The 15,829-nt window shown below is 73.4% G+C and carries 15 protein-coding genes; 5 read left to right on the forward strand and 10 right to left on the reverse strand.

The features are described from left to right. Positions 1–33 precede the first annotated feature (33 nt). The 4 genes from ACFYO8_RS01385 to ACFYO8_RS01400 form a co-directional block, all read right to left on the reverse strand. Positions 34–618, reverse strand: a complete 585-nt coding sequence (locus ACFYO8_RS01385) for a TetR/AcrR family transcriptional regulator (RefSeq protein ID WP_354864080.1) — start codon at positions 616–618, stop codon at positions 34–36. 51 nt (positions 619–669) lie between these two features. Further along, positions 670–1,395 carry an ABC transporter ATP-binding protein gene (locus tag ACFYO8_RS01390; RefSeq protein ID WP_354864078.1) on the reverse strand — a complete coding sequence of 242 codons (726 nt, stop codon included), beginning with the start codon at positions 1,393–1,395 and terminating at the stop codon, positions 670–672. Then, a complete protein-coding gene (locus ACFYO8_RS01395) occupies positions 1,392–2,522 on the reverse strand; it encodes an ABC transporter permease (RefSeq protein WP_354864076.1) in 1,131 nt (376 codons plus the stop codon). The genes ACFYO8_RS01390 and ACFYO8_RS01395 overlap by 4 nt, the downstream gene beginning before the upstream one ends. Positions 2,523–2,715: 193 nt before the next feature. Then, entirely contained in the window at positions 2,716–4,077 is a 1,362-nt protein-coding gene (locus ACFYO8_RS01400) for a PHB depolymerase family esterase (RefSeq protein ID WP_354864074.1), read from the reverse strand. Between the two features lie 238 nt (positions 4,078–4,315). On the opposite strand from ACFYO8_RS01400, the gene ACFYO8_RS01405 reads away from it, so the two are divergent. Beyond that, the gene (locus ACFYO8_RS01405; protein WP_354864072.1) at positions 4,316–5,287 is read left to right on the forward strand and encodes a PaaX family transcriptional regulator C-terminal domain-containing protein; all 972 of its coding nucleotides are present in this window, start codon (positions 4,316–4,318) and stop codon (positions 5,285–5,287) included. 9 nt (positions 5,288–5,296) lie between these two features. Here ACFYO8_RS01405 and ACFYO8_RS01410 read toward each other — a convergent pair whose 3' ends face one another. Then, positions 5,297–5,971 (reverse strand): 4'-phosphopantetheinyl transferase superfamily protein, encoded by a 675-nt coding sequence (locus ACFYO8_RS01410; protein ID WP_354864070.1) that lies wholly within the window; start codon positions 5,969–5,971, stop codon positions 5,297–5,299. A gap of 108 nt (positions 5,972–6,079) precedes the next feature. Between ACFYO8_RS01410 and ACFYO8_RS01415 the strand changes: the two genes are divergently transcribed. Then, positions 6,080–6,559, forward strand: a complete 480-nt coding sequence (locus tag ACFYO8_RS01415; protein WP_354864068.1) for a hypothetical protein — start codon at positions 6,080–6,082, stop codon at positions 6,557–6,559. A gap of 27 nt (positions 6,560–6,586) precedes the next feature. Here the strand turns inward: ACFYO8_RS01415 and ACFYO8_RS01420 are convergent, their stop codons facing one another. After that, a complete protein-coding gene (locus ACFYO8_RS01420) occupies positions 6,587–8,176 on the reverse strand; it encodes a ricin-type beta-trefoil lectin domain protein (RefSeq protein WP_354864066.1) in 1,590 nt (529 codons plus the stop codon). A 515-nt stretch (positions 8,177–8,691) separates the two neighbouring features. On the opposite strand from ACFYO8_RS01420, the gene ACFYO8_RS01425 reads away from it, so the two are divergent. From ACFYO8_RS01425 to katG, 3 genes are all read left to right on the forward strand, one after another. Beyond that, positions 8,692–9,693 (forward strand): glycoside hydrolase family 11 protein, encoded by a 1,002-nt coding sequence (locus tag ACFYO8_RS01425; RefSeq protein WP_354864064.1) that lies wholly within the window; start codon positions 8,692–8,694, stop codon positions 9,691–9,693. A gap of 128 nt (positions 9,694–9,821) precedes the next feature. Further along, positions 9,822–10,247: a Fur family transcriptional regulator gene (locus ACFYO8_RS01430; RefSeq protein WP_354864062.1), complete on the forward strand. Its 426-nt coding sequence runs from the start codon at positions 9,822–9,824 to the stop codon at positions 10,245–10,247. 26 nt (positions 10,248–10,273) lie between these two features. Continuing rightward, positions 10,274–12,550, forward strand: coding sequence for a catalase/peroxidase HPI (katG, locus tag ACFYO8_RS01435; protein ID WP_354864060.1), 2,277 nt, complete (start codon positions 10,274–10,276; stop codon positions 12,548–12,550). Between the two features lie 287 nt (positions 12,551–12,837). On the opposite strand, the gene ACFYO8_RS01440 is transcribed toward katG, so the two are convergent. From ACFYO8_RS01440 to ACFYO8_RS01455, 4 genes are all read right to left on the reverse strand, one after another. Next, on the reverse strand, positions 12,838–14,058 hold the full coding sequence (locus tag ACFYO8_RS01440) for an MFS transporter (RefSeq protein WP_354864058.1): 1,221 nt from the start codon (positions 14,056–14,058) through the stop codon (positions 12,838–12,840). A gap of 76 nt (positions 14,059–14,134) precedes the next feature. Further along, positions 14,135–14,608 carry a hypothetical protein gene (locus ACFYO8_RS01445; RefSeq protein WP_354864056.1) on the reverse strand — a complete coding sequence of 158 codons (474 nt, stop codon included), beginning with the start codon at positions 14,606–14,608 and terminating at the stop codon, positions 14,135–14,137. A gap of 34 nt (positions 14,609–14,642) precedes the next feature. Then, positions 14,643–14,831, reverse strand: coding sequence for a ribonuclease (locus ACFYO8_RS01450; protein WP_354864054.1), 189 nt, complete (start codon positions 14,829–14,831; stop codon positions 14,643–14,645). Between the two features lie 76 nt (positions 14,832–14,907). Further along, on the reverse strand, positions 14,908–15,720 hold the full coding sequence (locus ACFYO8_RS01455; RefSeq protein WP_354864052.1) for a hypothetical protein: 813 nt from the start codon (positions 15,718–15,720) through the stop codon (positions 14,908–14,910). Positions 15,721–15,829 lie beyond the last annotated feature (109 nt).

Here is a 15,829-nt window from a genome sequence, read left to right on the forward strand (position 1 = left end):
GCGCCCGCCGCCGGCCCGGCCGCGGGCTTCGGGTCAGCCGGCGTCCGGTCGCAGGTACGGCGCGAGCAACTCGCGGGCGAGACCGGTCGCGACCGCCAGGTCGAGCCCGTTCTCGATCATCCGGCTGAGGGTGTACACGATGGACTGGACGAGTTCCGCCATCCGGTCCGGGTCGCTCGCCCCGTGCTCGGTGAGCGCGGCGCGCAGCGGCGCTTCGAGGCTGTCGTGCAGCAGCCGGCTGGAGGTCGCCAGCACCTCGCTGTCACCCGCCGACGCCAGCGCCCGGGCCAGCGCGTGGTCCCCCCGGGCGACCAGTTGCAGGTTGGCCTCGACGTACGCCAGGATCCTCGCTCCCGGCGTGCCGGCCTCGGCCATCTGCTTCTCGACGAAGGCCGACCACCGGGGGAAGGTGTCGGCGACCAGCACGTCGAACATGTCGGTGCGGGACTTGAAGTACGAGTACGCGCTGGAACGGGCCAGCCCGGCGTGCCGGGCCACGTCGGCGAGGCTCGGAATCCGCTCCGGGTGCTCGGAGAGCAGGGCGCGGGCGGCGTCCAGCAACGCCGCCCGCTGCGCGGCCCGGTGTTCCGCAACGGTCGAGGCTTGGATCTTCGGCACGCCGACCTCCCCGTCTCTCCCCGTCGCCCGCGTCGTTCCCCGCGGTCGTGCTCAGCCGCTCGCGGCGAGCTTGCCGTCGACCATCTCGTAAACGGTGTCACAGTATTGCAGCACGTCGTGGTCGTGAGTGACCATCACGACCGCCACCGAGCGCTCCCGCGCCTCCTGGGCGAGCAGCTGGACGATGTCGTGGCTGCGGGCCCGGTCCAGGGCCGCGGTCGGCTCGTCCACCAGCAGCACCGAGGGCTCGGTCATCAGCGCCCGGGCGATCCCGACGCGCTGGCGCTCGCCACCGGAGAGCTGGTGCGGCCGTCGGTCGGCCTTGCCGGCCAGGCCGACGTGCGCGAGCATCTCCAGCGGGCCGCGGCCGGACCGCTCCCGCCGCCCGCCCAGCCGAAGCGGCAGGCGCAGCTGGTCGGCGGCGGTCAGCGCGGGCAGCAGGTTGCCCGACTGGAACACGAACCCCACGTGCCGGCGGCGCAGCTCGGTGCGCGCCCGGCGGCTGGACACGGTCATGTCGTGCCCGGCCACCGTGACGGCCCCCTCGTCGGGGCGGGCCAGCCCACCGGCGACGGCGAGCAGGCTGGACTTGCCCGCGCCGGACGGCCCGACGATCGCGGCCAGCTCGCCCGGCGTGACGGTCAGGTCGACGTCGTCGAGCGCGTGCACGGTCTCCGCGCCGTCGCCGTGACGCAGGTGCACGCCGCGCATGACCAGGCCGAGGGCGGCCGGAGTGGTGCCCGGAGTCGAGGGGTACGGGGTGCGCCGGCTGCTCATCGGTTGCCTCCCAGGGCGGTCGCCGGGTCGATGGAGGTGAGGCGGACGACGGCGGCTGCCGCGCCGGCCAGGCCGAGCACGAGCAGGCCGGCCGCGGCGGCGGCGATGCTCTGCGGGTGCAGTGCGAACGGCACGTTGCCGCCGGAGATCAGCGCGCCGAGGCCGAGGCCGATCCCCATGCCGACGGCGATGGCGAGGGCCAGCAGGATCAGCGCCTGGGTGAGGGCGTCGCGCAGCACCCAGCGGGTCGAGGCGCCGAGTGCCCGCAGCACCGCGACCTCCTGCTTGCGCTGGATCGCCCAGACCGCGAAGAACGCGCCGGCCACGAGCGCCGAGATCGCGTAGAGGAAGCCCTGGATCAACTGGAGCGTGGTCGTCTCGGCGGTGTAGCCCGGAGAGGCGCCGTAGGACTCGTCGAGCGTCATGCTCTCCGTGCCCGCCGCCTTGTCGCCCGCGGCCAGGTCCACCGAGTCGCCGTCGGCGGCGCGGACCGCGACGGCGGTGATCTCCTGGGCCGCCTGCGCCGGCACCTGCGCGCCGGCCGGGGTACCGGACTTGATCGCCTGCCACGTGGCCAGCGGCACGTACGCCACGTCGACGTGGCCGAAGGTGTCCTGTTGCTCGGTGACGCCGACCACGCGCAGCCGGGTGCCGAGCCGGTCCACGGTCACCGTGTCGCCGACGCGCAGGCCCGCGTCGACAGCGGTGGGGCTCACCACGATCCCGTCCGCCGGGCCGAGGCGGTCGCCCTCACCGACGGCGGGTGACAGGAACGAGTCGGTCTCGACGCCGAACAGCGCCAGGTCGACCTCGGTGCCCCCGTCGGTACGCCCGTTGATGAGCGTGTTGCCGAACGCTGTCGCCTCCGCCACGCCCGGCTGGTCGCGCCAGGTGTCCACCGCCGAGGCGTCCACCACGCTGCGCGAGAACGCCGAGTCGTGCTGCACGCCGTGGGCGAAGGCGAACGAGGTGACCGGCAGGTTCTGCAGGCCGGAGACGCCGTCGCGGACCAGCCCGACGGACAGGCCGGACAGCATCACCATCAGCACCGAGATCAGCGCGATCACGGCCCCCATCAGGGCGAATCGCAGCCGCGCGAACCCCAGCTCGCGAATGGCCAGGAACATCAGCCGCCACCTTTCAAACTTGTCGACACCATGTCGCTATGTTAGCAACGCGGTGTCGGCAAAAAGGGAGCGGCGGCTGTCTACCCGACCACACCGCAAGGCGGGACGTGCGCGTGAAACGGCCCCGCGACCTCTCGGGTCGCGGGGCCGTCCCCGGCGCCGTGGGAAGAAACGCCGGAGTGTGGAGCGCCGGTCAGGCGAGCGTGCAGGGCGAGCCGTTGAGGCTGACCGAGCCGGGCCGGGCGGTGTTGCCGGTGTGCGTGGCCTGGAAGCCGATGGTGGTCGAGCCGCGGGCCGGGATGGCCGCGTTGTACGCGACGTTGCGTGCGGTCACCTGACCCGAGGCGGGGGAGTAGGACGCGTTCCAGCCCGAGGTGATGGTCTGGCCGCCGGGCAGCGTGAACGTCAGCGACCAGCCGTTAACCGCGGTCGTGCCGGTGTTGGTGATGGTGATGTTCTCGGTCAGCCCGTTGTTCCAGGCGTTCAGCTCGATGCTCACCGAGCAGGCGCCGGTGCCGGGCGGCGGGGTGGTCGGGCCCGGCGTCGGCGAGACGGTCGGACTCGGCGAGACCGTCGGGCTCGGCGACACCGTCGGGCTGGCCGTGGTGGTGGGGCTGGGCGTGCTGGTCAGGCCGAAGAACGCCAGCGCGGCCGCGGCCATGCCGGCCGACGGCAGGCTGTGCCCGGCGCCCTGGATGCTGTACGCCTCCACCTGGACGGTGCCGGTGCTGTCGGCGTAGCGGCGCCGGTTCCAGCCGGACTGCGGCGTGTCGGTGGACGTGGGGTTCTGGCTGAGCCCGAACACGTTCGTCCACTGCTCGATCGTCTCCTGGAGCAGCGAGTACGGCACCAGCGTGTCGGCCGTGCCGTGCCACAACTGCACCCGGGGACGGGGTCCGGTGTAGCCGGGGTACGCCTGGCGGACCGCGTCACCCCACTGCTGCGGGGTGCGGTTCATGTTCCCGCCGGTGCACTGGCTGGCGCCGGGGGGATAGTCGGCGGCGCCGGCGAAGCAGTTGAACGGCACGCCCATGAACGCCGCGCCGGCCTTGAAGACGTCCGGGTAGAGCGCCAGCATGTGGTTGGTCATCATGCCGCCGGACGAGCTTCCGGTGGCGTAGACCCGGTCCGGGTCGGCGCCGTACTGCTGCTGGACGTATCGGACCATCGAGATGAGCGACACCGGGTCGCTGCCGCCGCCGCGCCGCTTGGCCGCGTCGGACCAGGTGTCGAAGCAGTTGCCGAAACCGGCCTGCTGGGTCGCGCTGGGATAGATCACGATGTACCCGTACCGGTCGGCCAGGCTGGCGAACTCGCTGCCGGAGTAGAAGCCGGGGCCGGATCCGCCGCAGCCGTGCATGGCCACCACGGTGGCCGGACGGGCCGGACGGTTGTCCGGTACGTAGACGTGCATGCGCATCCGGCCGGGGTTGTCGCCGAAGCTGGTCACCTCGGTCAGCGAGGCCGCGTAGGCGGGTTGGACGGTGGGGAGCACCAGGCCGGCCGCCCCCAGCGACGCGGCCAGGGCCACCACCATCTTGGCTCTGATTCTCACGGAATCTCCTTCGATCGCCCTGTGCGGGCGGTGACGGGCGGGTACGCGCCGCGTCGGCGGCCCGGACCGCCGCGGTTGCCGCGTCTCGCCCACTGACGTGTCTCGCCCGGCCCGGCTCCGTCGTGTGGCACATAGTGTTCCCGCCGGACGCTGAAGTGTCAATCGATGTGCTCCGATGAGCTGTGGCGGCGTTCGTCTACAGTCGGTGCACCGTCCCTGAGCCGAGCCCGGAGCGCGTGTGGCAAACCCGTTCGACATCGAGGAGATCTACCCGGACGAGGGGCCCGCGGCGCGGCTGCCCCGGCGGCAGGCCGGCACGTCGCCGCAGAGTGTCGCGGTGACCCTGCTCGCCGACTACACGCTGCGTACCCGCGCCGCCCTGCCGTCCGCGGCGATCGTCGCCCTGCTCGGCGAGGCCGGTGTGACGAGCGCCGGCGCCCGTACCGCGATCAGCCGGCTGGCCCGCCGTGGTGTGCTGGAGGGCAGCCGGCAGGGCCGCAACAGCTCCTACCGGCTCAGCCGCACCGCCGCCGAATACCTGTCCGCCGGCGGGAACTGGATCATCGCCTCCACGACCGAGGTGCAGGCGTGGGACGGCTGCTGGACCATCGTCGCCTTCTCGCTGCCGCAGGACCACGGGGCGCAGCGCCGTGCGCTGCGCGGCCAGTTGCGCTGGCTCGGTTTCGCGCCGCTCTACGACGGGCTGTGGATATCGCCGTACGAGCTCGCCGCGCCCGCGCGGGCCCGGCTCGCCCAGCTCGCCCTCGGCGCGGTCACCGTGTTCCGGGGCCGGCAGGACGCGCTGGACGCGATCGGCCAGCGCGCCCCCGTCGACGCCTGGGACGTCGATGCGATAAGCGGACGGTACGAGGCGTTCCTGCGCCGGTGGAGCCCGCTGGCGTCGCGCCTCGCCACGGTCGACGGCGCCACGGCCGTGCGAGCGCGGACCGAGGTGATGGACACGTACCGGCGGTTTCCCACCCTCGACCCGCGGCTGCCGCTGGAGCTGCTCCCGGCCGGGTGGCCGCGCCGGGCGGCCCGGGACCTGTTCGCGGCCGTCTACGACGGCCTGGCCGAGCCCGCCGAGACCCACGTCCGGGCGGTCGTCGCGCGGTTCGCCGACCCGGTGCCGGCCGGCATCCGGGCGCACACCACCACCGACATGCTCGCCGGCGTGGGCGAGGACGGGTGCGGAGCCACCGCGGGCTGACCGCGACGGTCACCCGCCGACGCGGGAGCGGCCCTCGACGGCGTACGGCCCGTCGCCGGCCAGCGCGACAGCCACCGCGACCCCGGCGGGCGCGGGCAGGTCGGCGAGCCGGTGCGGGCCGGCAGGCCGGACGCACTCGACGACGTCGCCCCGGTGCACCGGCATGCCGAGGTTGGGCCACAGCCGGCCCCCGGCCGCCTTGACGGCCGCCTCCTTGCGGGCCCAGAGCCGGGTGAACCGCAGCGCCCGGTCGGCGTGGTCGGCCCCGGCGGCGACGTGCCGTGCCTCCTGCGGATGGAAGAGGCGCACGGACGCGGACACCGGGTCCCCGCCCGGCGCGACGTGCTGGATGTCCACCCCTACCGGCCGGTCCTCGCTCAACGCGACCGCCACGAGATCGCCGGAGTACGACAGGCTCGTGTGCAGGCCCGCCCCCGGGCCGATCAGCGCCGGTTTGCCGTACCGGCCCGGCCGCCAGGCCAGCGCCGCCGGTGACGTGGCGGTGGCCCGCCCGGCCAGGAGACGCAGCGCGCCGTGCGCCACGGTGAACCGGTCCCGCAGCGCCTCGGTGCCGAGCCGCGCGGCCCGGCGCCGCTCGTCCGCGTCGAGCACCGACCGGTAGCGGGCCAGCTCGTCCGCCGGCACCTCGGCGGCGACGATCCAGACCTGGACGGCGTCCCGCATGGACGGCAGAGTAACCTCGCCCGTCACGCGGGCGCCCGCCTGCGCGCCCGGTGCCGCGGGCCGTCACGCGAAGATCGACAGCTGGCGGGGCCGTGTCAGAATCTGGCCGTGTCCTACCTCCCCTCGCAGCCGTACCCGCCGATGCCCGGCGGCGTCAGCCCGCTGATCGCCTACCCGCACCCGATCGCCCCACCGCCCGGCTGCGGCGTGCTCGTCGTCTCGGTGAACCGCGGGCCGTACGCGATTCCCGTGCCGGTGACCAGCCGCTTCAAGATCGACCGCCAGGTGGTCGCGATCCCCGGCGAGGGGACGTGGCACGTCGCGGTGCCGGCCGGCTCGCACGACGTCCGGTACACCGACTTCATGGGTTTCCCGCTGGTCACCACGGCGCTCGCGGTGCAGCCGGGGGCCGCCCACCACCTCTCGTTCCGCTTCGGCGGTTGGCGCAACCGGGTCTACGACGGATACGGCACCGACGTCACCCGGTTCGGCCTGTGGTCCAACTACAGCGTCATGCTGGTCACGCTGGCCGTCGTCGGCCTGATCTGCTGCGGGCTGTTCGGGCTGTTCCTGGGCGTGACCCCCTGATCCGGCCGGGCGGGCCTGGTCGCGCGGCTAGCGCAGCGACCAGGTCTGCTTCACGTTGAACACGCAGGTCCAGGCGTTCAGCGGGGCGCCCGCGGAGTGCCCGTCGACGTCCAGGCAGCGGTCGGTGGCCCGGTTGAACAGCGACCGCCGGCCCTGGCTCTCGATCCACTCCCACTTCTGTGCCGGGTTGCCGCTGCACCACGCGGTCTGCACCGGCACGCCGTCGCGCTTCTCGCCCCAGGCCACGTCCAGGCAGAGGCCGCCGTTGACCCGGACGCTGCCGTCGGAGGCGAACGTCCACCACTGAGCACGCTCCTCCCGGCAGGCACGCAGGACGACGCGTACGCCGTCCCCGCTGCCGCCGCTGGCGCACAGACCGGTCTCCTTGCCGACGAGTTGCTTCGCGCCGGCCGGCCGGGCCGGCGCGGCCGGCTTCTCCGGCTGGCCCGGCTTGCCCGGCTTGCCCGCCGCAGGCGACGGCGTGGACGGGCGCGTGGACGGGGAGGACGACGGCTTCGGCGTGCGCGTGCTGGCGGCGGGCGTGCCGGAACTCGGCGGCGTGCCGCGCAGCCGGCCGTCGAGGGCGTAGAAGTCGGTGAACTCCCGGACCGTGCGCAGGAACGCCTGCGTGCCGGCGTCGAAGTCGCCGCCGGTGCGGCGCACGGCGTCGGTCCCGTTGCGGTACGCCGCCAGCGCCAGCAGGTCCGGGTCGCCGTCGAGCGCGGCCAGTTCCCGCCGCAGCGCGCAGAGCGTGGCGCCGGCCGCCGGCACGGCCGCCCGCGGATCCCACGGCGAGGCGCCGGACGGCCCGTGGGCACGCCACACGTCGGGCCGGAACTGGGCGATGCCCTTGCGGCCGTCGGCGCCGAGCAGGTTCGGGTCGAAGCCGGAGGAGGCCATCAGCTGGGCGGCGACCGCAGCCGGCGGCACCTGCTGGCACACCGAGCCGGCCCGCACCACCAGGCGGACGTACGCGGCGGGGACCGCCTTCGGCTGCCGCCGTTCGCCCTCGCTGACCGGACCGGACTCGGCGAAGCCGGCCAGCCGGCCGTAGTAGGCGGCGTACCGGGCCGCCTCCTCGACGTACGGCAGCGCGGCCGAGGGCACTCCGGTGGCGGACCGGACCTCGTCGAACCCGGTGTGGAAGGCGGCCAGCGACAGCCGCCACGGGTCACCCGGCACGGCCGCCGCGCGCAGCTGACCGGCCAGGTCGCACATGTGGTGCGCCAGCGCGAGGACGTTGACGGCGGCGTCCGTGCGCTGCGCGTCCGGCCACGGCGCCCAGGTCCGCCACCGCTCGTCGTCCAGTCCGGCCAGGCCCCGCCCGCCGGACGCGGTCCGCTCGGCCCGGCCGTCCAGACCCGACTCGGCCATCAACTGGCCGGCCAGCCGCGCCGGGGTCAGCACGGGGCAGGACCGGGCCGCGGTCCGGACGGCGGTGAGCTGCTCGGCGGAGACGGTTCGACCGGCCGGCGCGTCGTCGCGGGCGGTGGCGACGTTCCAGCCGAGGGCGGCGACCACCAGGCTCAGCGCCGCCAGGCCGGCGGCTCCGGCGGCGACGACGCCGCGCGGGATCCGGCGCGGCCGGGAGCGCGGGCCGGGGGCATCGGGTGTCACAGGCGGTCCTTCCGGTGATGACGTACGCCGGACGGGTGCGCGACGTCCTCGGTTCACCCGGCCGGAATCGGGTCCGACTCCGGTCCGGCCGCCATTGAACCGACCGACCGGCGGGCCGTCAATGTGGACACTACGGCCGGGTCCGGGTGTCCGGGCCGGGTGGGGCGGTGTTGATCCGGAACGGGACCGAAAACTTTCGGAACTCGATCCCGGTCCCGGCCCCTGCCGGCGGCCCGCCGACATTCCGAAAGGGCTGATCGGACGCCCTTTCCGGCAGCCGTAACGCCTCCTCAGGAGTCCGGCAACGGTTACCACAACATTTCCGGAACTTGTTGACAGGATGAACCGGCACTCCAATACTGTGGCCATCGGCGTATCTCGATTGACGTCGATGTCCTACCACCACCCGTGGCGCGGCTGTCGCCCCGGTCCCGCCGTTCGCGGGCGGGCGAGCGCACCCGGCTCGCGCCACCCGGCTGGCCGCCCGCCAGTCGTCACAGGGAGGAAACCCGTCCATGAAAGACGCCCCCGTCCGTACGGGCATCCGCAGGCGCGGAGGTCTCAGGATGGTCCTCGGCGGCGCCTGCGCCGTGGCGCTGATCGCCGCCGGGGCGACGGCGGTCACGTCCGGTCCGGCCTACGCCGACACCACCGTCACGTCGAACTCGACCGGCACCAACAACGGCTACTTCTATTCCTTCTGGAAAGACAGTGGCAACGTCTCCATGACCATGGGCAACGGCGGTCAGTACAGCACCCAGTGGAGCAACATCAACAACTTCGTCGCCGGCAAGGGCTGGAACCCGGGCGGCCGCCGCACGGTCAGCTACTCCGGCAGCTTCAACCCCTCCGGCAACGCGTACCTGACGCTCTACGGGTGGACGCGCAACCCGCTGGTCGAGTACTACATCGTCGACAGCTGGGGTAGCTGGCGCCCGCCGGGCAGCGGCTACATGGGCTCGGTGTCCTCCGACGGCGGCACGTACGACGTCTACCGGACCCAGCGGGTGAACGCCCCGTCGATCGAGGGCACGCGGACGTTCTACCAGTACTGGAGCGTCCGGCAGTCGAAGCGCGTGGGCGGCACCATCAACGCCGGTAACCACTTCGACGCCTGGTCCCGCTACGGCATGAACCTCGGTACGCACGACTACCAGATCCTGGCCACCGAGGGCTACCAGAGCAGCGGCAACTCCAACATCACGATCGGCGGGACCAGTGGTGGCGACCCGACCACCCCGCCGCCGAACAACGGTGGCTGCACGGTCAGCGTCAGCCGGGCCGAGGAGTGGGGCGACCGGTTCAACGTGACCTTCTCGGTCAGCGGCACCAGCAACTGGGTGGTCAACATCCAGACCCAGGGTGGCCAGAGCCTGCAGAACAGCTGGAACGCGTCGGTCAGCGGCACCAGCGGCACGCTCACCGCGCGCCCGAACGGCAACGGCAACAGCTTCGGCGTCACGCTCTACAAGAACGGCAACAGCAACACCCCGACGGCGAGCTGTTCCGCCGCCTGAACCTTCTTCCGGGGAGGGGGTGCCGCGCCTGGCGCGGCACCCCCGTTTCGCGTGCCCGAAGCACGTGACAGCCGCCACACCTTGGCAAAAACTTGATTGATTCCAAAAGACCGGACTAAGGTCGACGCATGACGGCCGACTTCGAGACGCAGCTCCGGGCGGTCTCGTTGCGGGTGACACGGCCCCGCCTGGCGGTGCTGGCCGCGCTGCGTGACCACCCGCACGTCGACACCGACACCGTGATCGCGCTGGTCCGCGCCGAGCAGCCCACCGTCTCCCACCAGACGGTCTACGATGTGCTGCGGGCACTCACCGACGCCGGGCTGATCCGGCGCATCCAGCCGGCCGGCGCCACGGCGCGTTACGAGTCGCGGGTGGGAGACAACCACCACCACGTCGTGTGCCGTTCCTGCGGCGCCATCGCCGACGTCGAGTGCGCCGTCGGCCACGCCCCCTGTCTCACCGCCTCCGACGACCACGGCTTCGTGGTGGACGAGGCGGAGGTCGTCTACTGGGGCACCTGCCCCGGCTGTGCGGCCGACCGCACCGCCTAGTGATCCGCCAGTTCGGAAGGAAACAGATGAGCGACACCCAGGACAACCGGCCCGTCAGCCCGCAGGGCGTGGACGCCAAGGAGGCGGCCGGATGCCCGGTCGCGCACGACTCCGTGACCGCGCACGGCAGCGAGAGCGAGAACCCGGCGATCGACTCGCCGACCCCGAAGACCGGCGGTCGTCCGCGTAGCAACCGGGACTGGTGGCCCAACCAGCTCGACCTGTCGGTGCTGCACGCCCACTCGCACAAGGGCAACCCGCTGGGGCCGGAGTTCAGCTACGCCAGGGAGTTCGCCAAGCTCGACGTCGAGGCGCTCAAGCGGGACATCACCGAGGTGCTCACCACCTCGCAGGACTGGTGGCCGGCCGACTTCGGCCACTACGGCGGCCTGATGATCCGGATGAGCTGGCACGCCGCGGGCACCTACCGGATCGAGGACGGCCGCGGTGGCGCCGGTGACGGCGGGCAGCGGTTCGCCCCGCTGAACAGCTGGCCGGACAACGCCAACCTGGACAAGGCCCGCCGCCTGCTCTGGCCGGTCAAGCAGAAGTACGGCCAGAAGATCTCCTGGGCCGACCTGCTGGTGCTCGCCGGCAACGTATCCCTCGAGTCGATGGGCTTCAAGACCTTCGGCTTCGGCTTCGGTCGCGAGGACGTCTGGGAGCCGGAGGAGATCTTCTGGGGCCCCGAGGACACCTGGCTGGGCGACGAGCGCTACGCCACCGAGAAGGACATGGTGGCCGGCGTCGGCGCGACCGAGATGGGCCTGATCTACGTCAACCCGGAGGGCCCGCGCGGCAACGCCGACCCGCTCGCGGCGGCGCACTTCATCCGCGAGACCTTCCGCCGGATGGCGATGAACGACGAGGAGACCGTCGCGCTGATCGCCGGCGGCCACACGTTCGGCAAGACCCACGGCGCCGGCCCCGCCGACCAGCACGTCGGCCCCGAGCCGGAGGGTGCGCCGCTGGAGGCGCAGGGCCTGGGCTGGCTGAGCACGTACGGCGAGGGCAAGGGTGGTGACACGATCACCAGCGGTCTCGAGGTCACCTGGACCGACCGCCCGACCCAGTGGAGCAACCGGTTCTTCGAGATCCTCTTCGGCTACGAGTGGGAGCTGACCACCAGCCCCGCCGGCGCGAAGCAGTGGGTCGCCAAGGACGCCGAGGCGATCATCCCGGACGCCCACGACCCGTCGAAGAAGCACAAGCCGACCATGCTGACGACCGACCTGTCGCTGCGTGTCGACCCGGCGTACGAGAAGATCTCCCGCCGTTTCCTGGAGAACCCGGACGAGTTCGCGCTGGCGTTCGCCAAGGCCTGGTACAAGCTGCTGCACCGTGACATGGGCCCGGTCAGCCGCTTCCTCGGCCCGTGGGTGCCGGAGGCCCAGCTCTGGCAGGACCCGGTGCCGGCCGTCGAGCACGAGCTGGTGAACGACGCCGACATCGCCGCGCTCAAGGCGAAGGTGCTGGAGTCCGGCCTCACCACCGCCCAGCTGGTCTCCACCGCCTGGGCGTCGGCCGCCAGCTACCGCTCCACCGACAAGCGCGGTGGCGCCAACGGCGCGCGGATCCGGCTGGAGCCGCAGCGCAACTGGGAGGTCAACCAGCCCGAGCAGCTCGCTGTCGTGCTTTCCACCCTGGAGGGCATCCAGCAGGAGTTCAACGCCGCCGGTGGCGCCCGGATCTCGCTCGCGGACCTGATCGTGCTGGCCGGCTCGGCCGCTGTCGAGCAGGCGGCGCGCGACGCCGGTGTCGAGGTGACGGTGCCGTTCCACCCGGGTCGCGCCGACGCCACGCAGGAGCAGACCGACGTCGAGTCGTTCCGGGTGATGGAGCCGCGCGCCGACGGGTTCCGCAACTACCTGCGGCCGGGCGAGAAGACCCAGCCGGAGGTGCTGCTCGTCGACCGCGCGTACATGCTGAACCTGACCGCGCCGGAGATGACCGTCCTCGTCGGCGGCCTGCGCGCGCTCGGCAACAACGTCGGTGGCGCCGCGCACGGCGTGCTCACCGACCGGCCCGGCGTGCTCACGAACGACTTCTTCGCCAACCTGCTGTCCCCGGGCACCCGGTGGAAGGCGGCGGAGTCCGAGGAGCACGTGTACGAGATCCGGGACCTCGCGACCGACCAGGTGAAGTGGACCGCCACCGCGGTCGACCTCATCTTCGGCTCCAACTCGCAGCTGCGGGCGCTGGCCGAGGTCTACGCCAGTGACGACGCGCGGGAGAAGTTCGTCCGCGACTTCGTCGCCGCCTGGACGAAGGTCATGGAGCTGGACCGCTTCGACCTGGCCTGATCCGCCGTACCGTCCCGAGCCCCGGTCCGTCGCGCCGCGACGGGCCGGGGCTCGCCGTTTTCGGCACCGGCGGCCGCCGCGCGTGGGTGCGCAGCTGATCGGTTCACCCCGTCCCAGGCAGCGGGAGCCCTTCCGGCGCTCGGTAGCGCCGTCCAGCATGGATCGTCGCCTCACCACCCCGTCCGGCGGCACCCGCGCCGTCAGCGACACCTGGCGCTGACGATCGTGCGGCCCGTCCCCGTCACCCCTGGGGACGGGCCGCGTCCGCGCCGGTCAGACGGCAACGTCTACCGGAAGCCGCGGCTGCGCTCCCGGCCGGCGCTGGTCCGCCACCTGTCCGGCCCGCCGGCTGCGGGCTGACGACCCGGCCGGACGGCCGCCGCCAGTGCCGCGGCCAGGCACACCACGGCGGCGAGCACCAGTGGCGGCCGGCCGCCGACGGCGACCGCCGCCGACCCGAGCGGGATGGCGAGCGTGATCGGGCCGAACATCGCCGTGTTCGCGGTGCCGGCGACCCGCCCGAGCATCGCCTGCGGCGTGTACGTCTGCACGGCGGTGACCGCCGCGACGAGCGTCCACGGCAGGCCGACGCCGATCACCACCGAGGCGGCGAGCGTGCCCGGCCACCACGGCAGGCAGCGTCCCAGACAGCCGGCCGCGAACAGGACGGTGCCGGCGACCCCGATCGCGATCTCGCCGTGGCGGCGGACGAGCCGGCCGACGACCAGCCCGGCGAGCAGCGAACCCCCGCCCTGCGCGCTGGCCAGCACGCCGAGAGATGCCGGCGGCAGCGCCAGGTCCGTCACCACCACGTCGTACAACGCCGCGGTGGTGAAGCCGGACATCGCGATGGACACCGCCGCGAGCGCCACCGGTACGCGTACCGCCCGCCGGGCCAGGAGCGCGGCGAGACCGTCCCGCACTCCCACCGGGCGCGCGGGCGGGGGAGCGGGTGCCGTCCGCGTCAGGCGCAGCGCGCCGTACAGGACGGCCACGAGCACCGGTACGGCGGCGGCGAGCACCGCGACGACGTGGCCGCCCCGCCACGCGTACAGTCCCGCGCCGGCCAGCGGCGCCACCAGCTTCATGCCCTCCTGCGCGCTCGACCGCCAGCCGTTGACGTCGGCCAGCCGGGCCGGCGGGAGCGCGGCGGGCAGCAGCGCGGTCTCGCCGGCGTCGACGAGCACGTAGCCGACGCCGTAGACGAGCGAGACGAAGTAGATCAGCCACGCCTGGCCGGGCCCGCGTACCGCCAGCAGGCTCAGCAGCGCGGCGGCGAGCGCGAGGTTGACGCCGATCACCAGGGGACGCCGGGGCGCCCGGTCGAGCAGGCCGCCGAGCCACGGTCCGGCCAGCGTCGGGGCGTAGACGCAGAGACCGGCCAGGGCGGCGAGCCCGGTGGAGCCGGTGAGGTCCAGGATCCAGATGCCGGAGACCAGGGCCATGGCGCTGCCGCCGAGGCCGGACAGCAGCGAGACGGCCACGAACAGGACGGCGTTGCGGCGCATGGTCCCCCGAAAGATTGAGCCTGGTGGACTCATCTTCGGGAGTTGAGCCGTCGAGGAGCAATGCGTCAAGCGCACGTCAATGTCGTGTTGACAGTGCGGTGGCGATGCGCCGGGCGGCGTCGCGTGCCGGCCCGGGCAGCGCCTGTCCGGGCCCGGTCAGGTCTGCGGCGAGGTTCGCGGCCAGCGTGTGCAGCGGCCCGGTGGTGGCGTCGAGGGCGAGCGCGCAGGTGCGCCGCGCCAGGGCCGCGCGGGGGAACCGGCCGTCCCACGCGCGATCCGCCTCGATCCAGCGATGCAGGTCGGTGACGGCCGACCGCAGCGCCGGCACCTCGGGGGACGCGACCGGGTCGAGCCGGGTGAGGCGGGCCCGGCGAGCCGCCACGAGGCGTTGCCGTCGCTGCTCGGCGGCCTGCCGACTGCCGAGGTCCAGCGCCTGCGCGATCTCGGCCCAGGTGGCGCCGTCGTGGCGGGCCCGGTCGATCAGGTCCAGCTCGCGGTCGTCCAGCGCGACCCGAGCCGCGGCGATCTCGGACAGGCTCCCGGGGGTCACCCGTCAACGCTACATTGACATCCGGCTCGGGGCGTCAGTCCTCCGGGAGGCCCGGGCCGACCTCGCCACGTGCCAGGTGCTCGGCATTGCGGTCGGCCTCGCTCTCGGCGTTCTCCGCCCCGGCACCCGGATCCCGGGTACGCCGCCCCTCCGAGTCCTGGAACACCTGCCCGCGCTCGAGCGCGCCCTCCTGCTGCCGCTGGAACTGCTCCGGATCCGTCATGACCGTCAGGTGCCCCGGCCACGCAGCGCCAAACCGGGCGGACGCCCCGGCCACGCGGCGGCGAACCGGCGGGTGCTCAGCGCGGCGGTGAGACGTACAGGCCCGTCCTGCAGCCGGTCTCGCCCGGTTCCAGCCAGATCCGGTCGTACCCGGGGGACTCGATCCTGCCGGCCGGCGTGCGCACGAGCAGGAGGCAGTCCCGTTCGGCCGGTACGCCGACGGCGGCGACGAGCGCGCCCTCGTGCACTGTCGTGTCGACGGTGATCCACTCCTGCGGGAAGGCCGCCCGCACCGCTGCGGCGAGCGTGGCCGGGGTGGCGTCGCGCAGCACTGCGGTGAGCCGCTTCCGCCCGTCCTCGGGCAGGCCCGGCACCGGCGCGGCAGTGGGTGGTGGGGGAGCGGCGCCGCTCGGGCAGTCGATCTCGCGGTACGTCGTGTAGCGGTAGAGCTGGAACTCGTAGCGGTAGCAGCGGACGGCCTCACCGGCGGTGTTGCTCGCGCCGCCGATCGATACCTGAGGCTGCTCGGTCACTGTCACCACGAACCGCACGTCGACGGTTGCCCGCTCGTCCCGGGCGGTGCGGCCGGACCAGGCCAGCGCCTCCCGCCGGACTGTCGCACCGCTGCCCGGCGTGGTGGACCCCGCCTCCTCGATGATCTCGGCCGCCGCGATCGACCCGGCGTCCCGCACCCGGTCACGGTGCCCCAGCTCCGTGTTGAGCTGCTTCGCCTCCGCCGCTGCGGCGTCGCGCGCCAGTGTGTCGCCGCTCTCCTCCCCGATCCCCTTGCCGCAACCGGCCGACGTGAGGAAAAGCACCGCGAGCGCGCTGCGGACCCACCGGTGACGGGACAGAGGTTTCGGCCGGGTGGCGCTGGGTGTCCGGCTCATCGCGCAGACGTTACCGACGAGCCGGGTGTCGCGTTGCCCCGTACCGCCTGAGGGCCGTTGGTCCCGGGCCCCACAGGTCCTCGGCCCTGCGACCCGCATATCCTGGCGC

Origin of the sequence: Micromonospora sp. NPDC005257 (assembly GCF_042872445.1) — a bacterium.
GTDB lineage: Bacteria > Actinomycetota > Actinomycetes > Mycobacteriales > Micromonosporaceae > Micromonospora.

Bases quoted from the DNA above. Each gene is read 5' to 3' on its own strand.
- ACFYO8_RS01390 (WP_354864078.1), bottom strand. From the start codon at position 1,395: ATGAGCAGCCGGCGCACCCCGTACCCCTCGACTCCGGGCACCACTCCG.
- ACFYO8_RS01395 (WP_354864076.1), bottom strand. From the start codon at position 2,522: ATGTTCCTGGCCATTCGCGAGCTGGGGTTCGCGCGGCTGCGATTCGCC.
- ACFYO8_RS01410 (WP_354864070.1), bottom strand. From the start codon at position 5,971: ATGCGGGACGCCGTCCAGGTCTGGATCGTCGCCGCCGAGGTGCCGGCG.
- ACFYO8_RS01425 (WP_354864064.1), top strand. From the start codon at position 8,692: ATGAAAGACGCCCCCGTCCGTACGGGCATCCGCAGGCGCGGAGGTCTC.
- ACFYO8_RS01430 (WP_354864062.1), top strand. From the start codon at position 9,822: ATGACGGCCGACTTCGAGACGCAGCTCCGGGCGGTCTCGTTGCGGGTG.
- katG (WP_354864060.1), top strand. From the start codon at position 10,274: ATGAGCGACACCCAGGACAACCGGCCCGTCAGCCCGCAGGGCGTGGAC.
- ACFYO8_RS01440 (WP_354864058.1), bottom strand. From the start codon at position 14,058: ATGCGCCGCAACGCCGTCCTGTTCGTGGCCGTCTCGCTGCTGTCCGGC.
- ACFYO8_RS01450 (WP_354864054.1), bottom strand. From the start codon at position 14,831: ATGACGGATCCGGAGCAGTTCCAGCGGCAGCAGGAGGGCGCGCTCGAG.
- ACFYO8_RS01455 (WP_354864052.1), bottom strand. From the start codon at position 15,720: ATGAGCCGGACACCCAGCGCCACCCGGCCGAAACCTCTGTCCCGTCAC.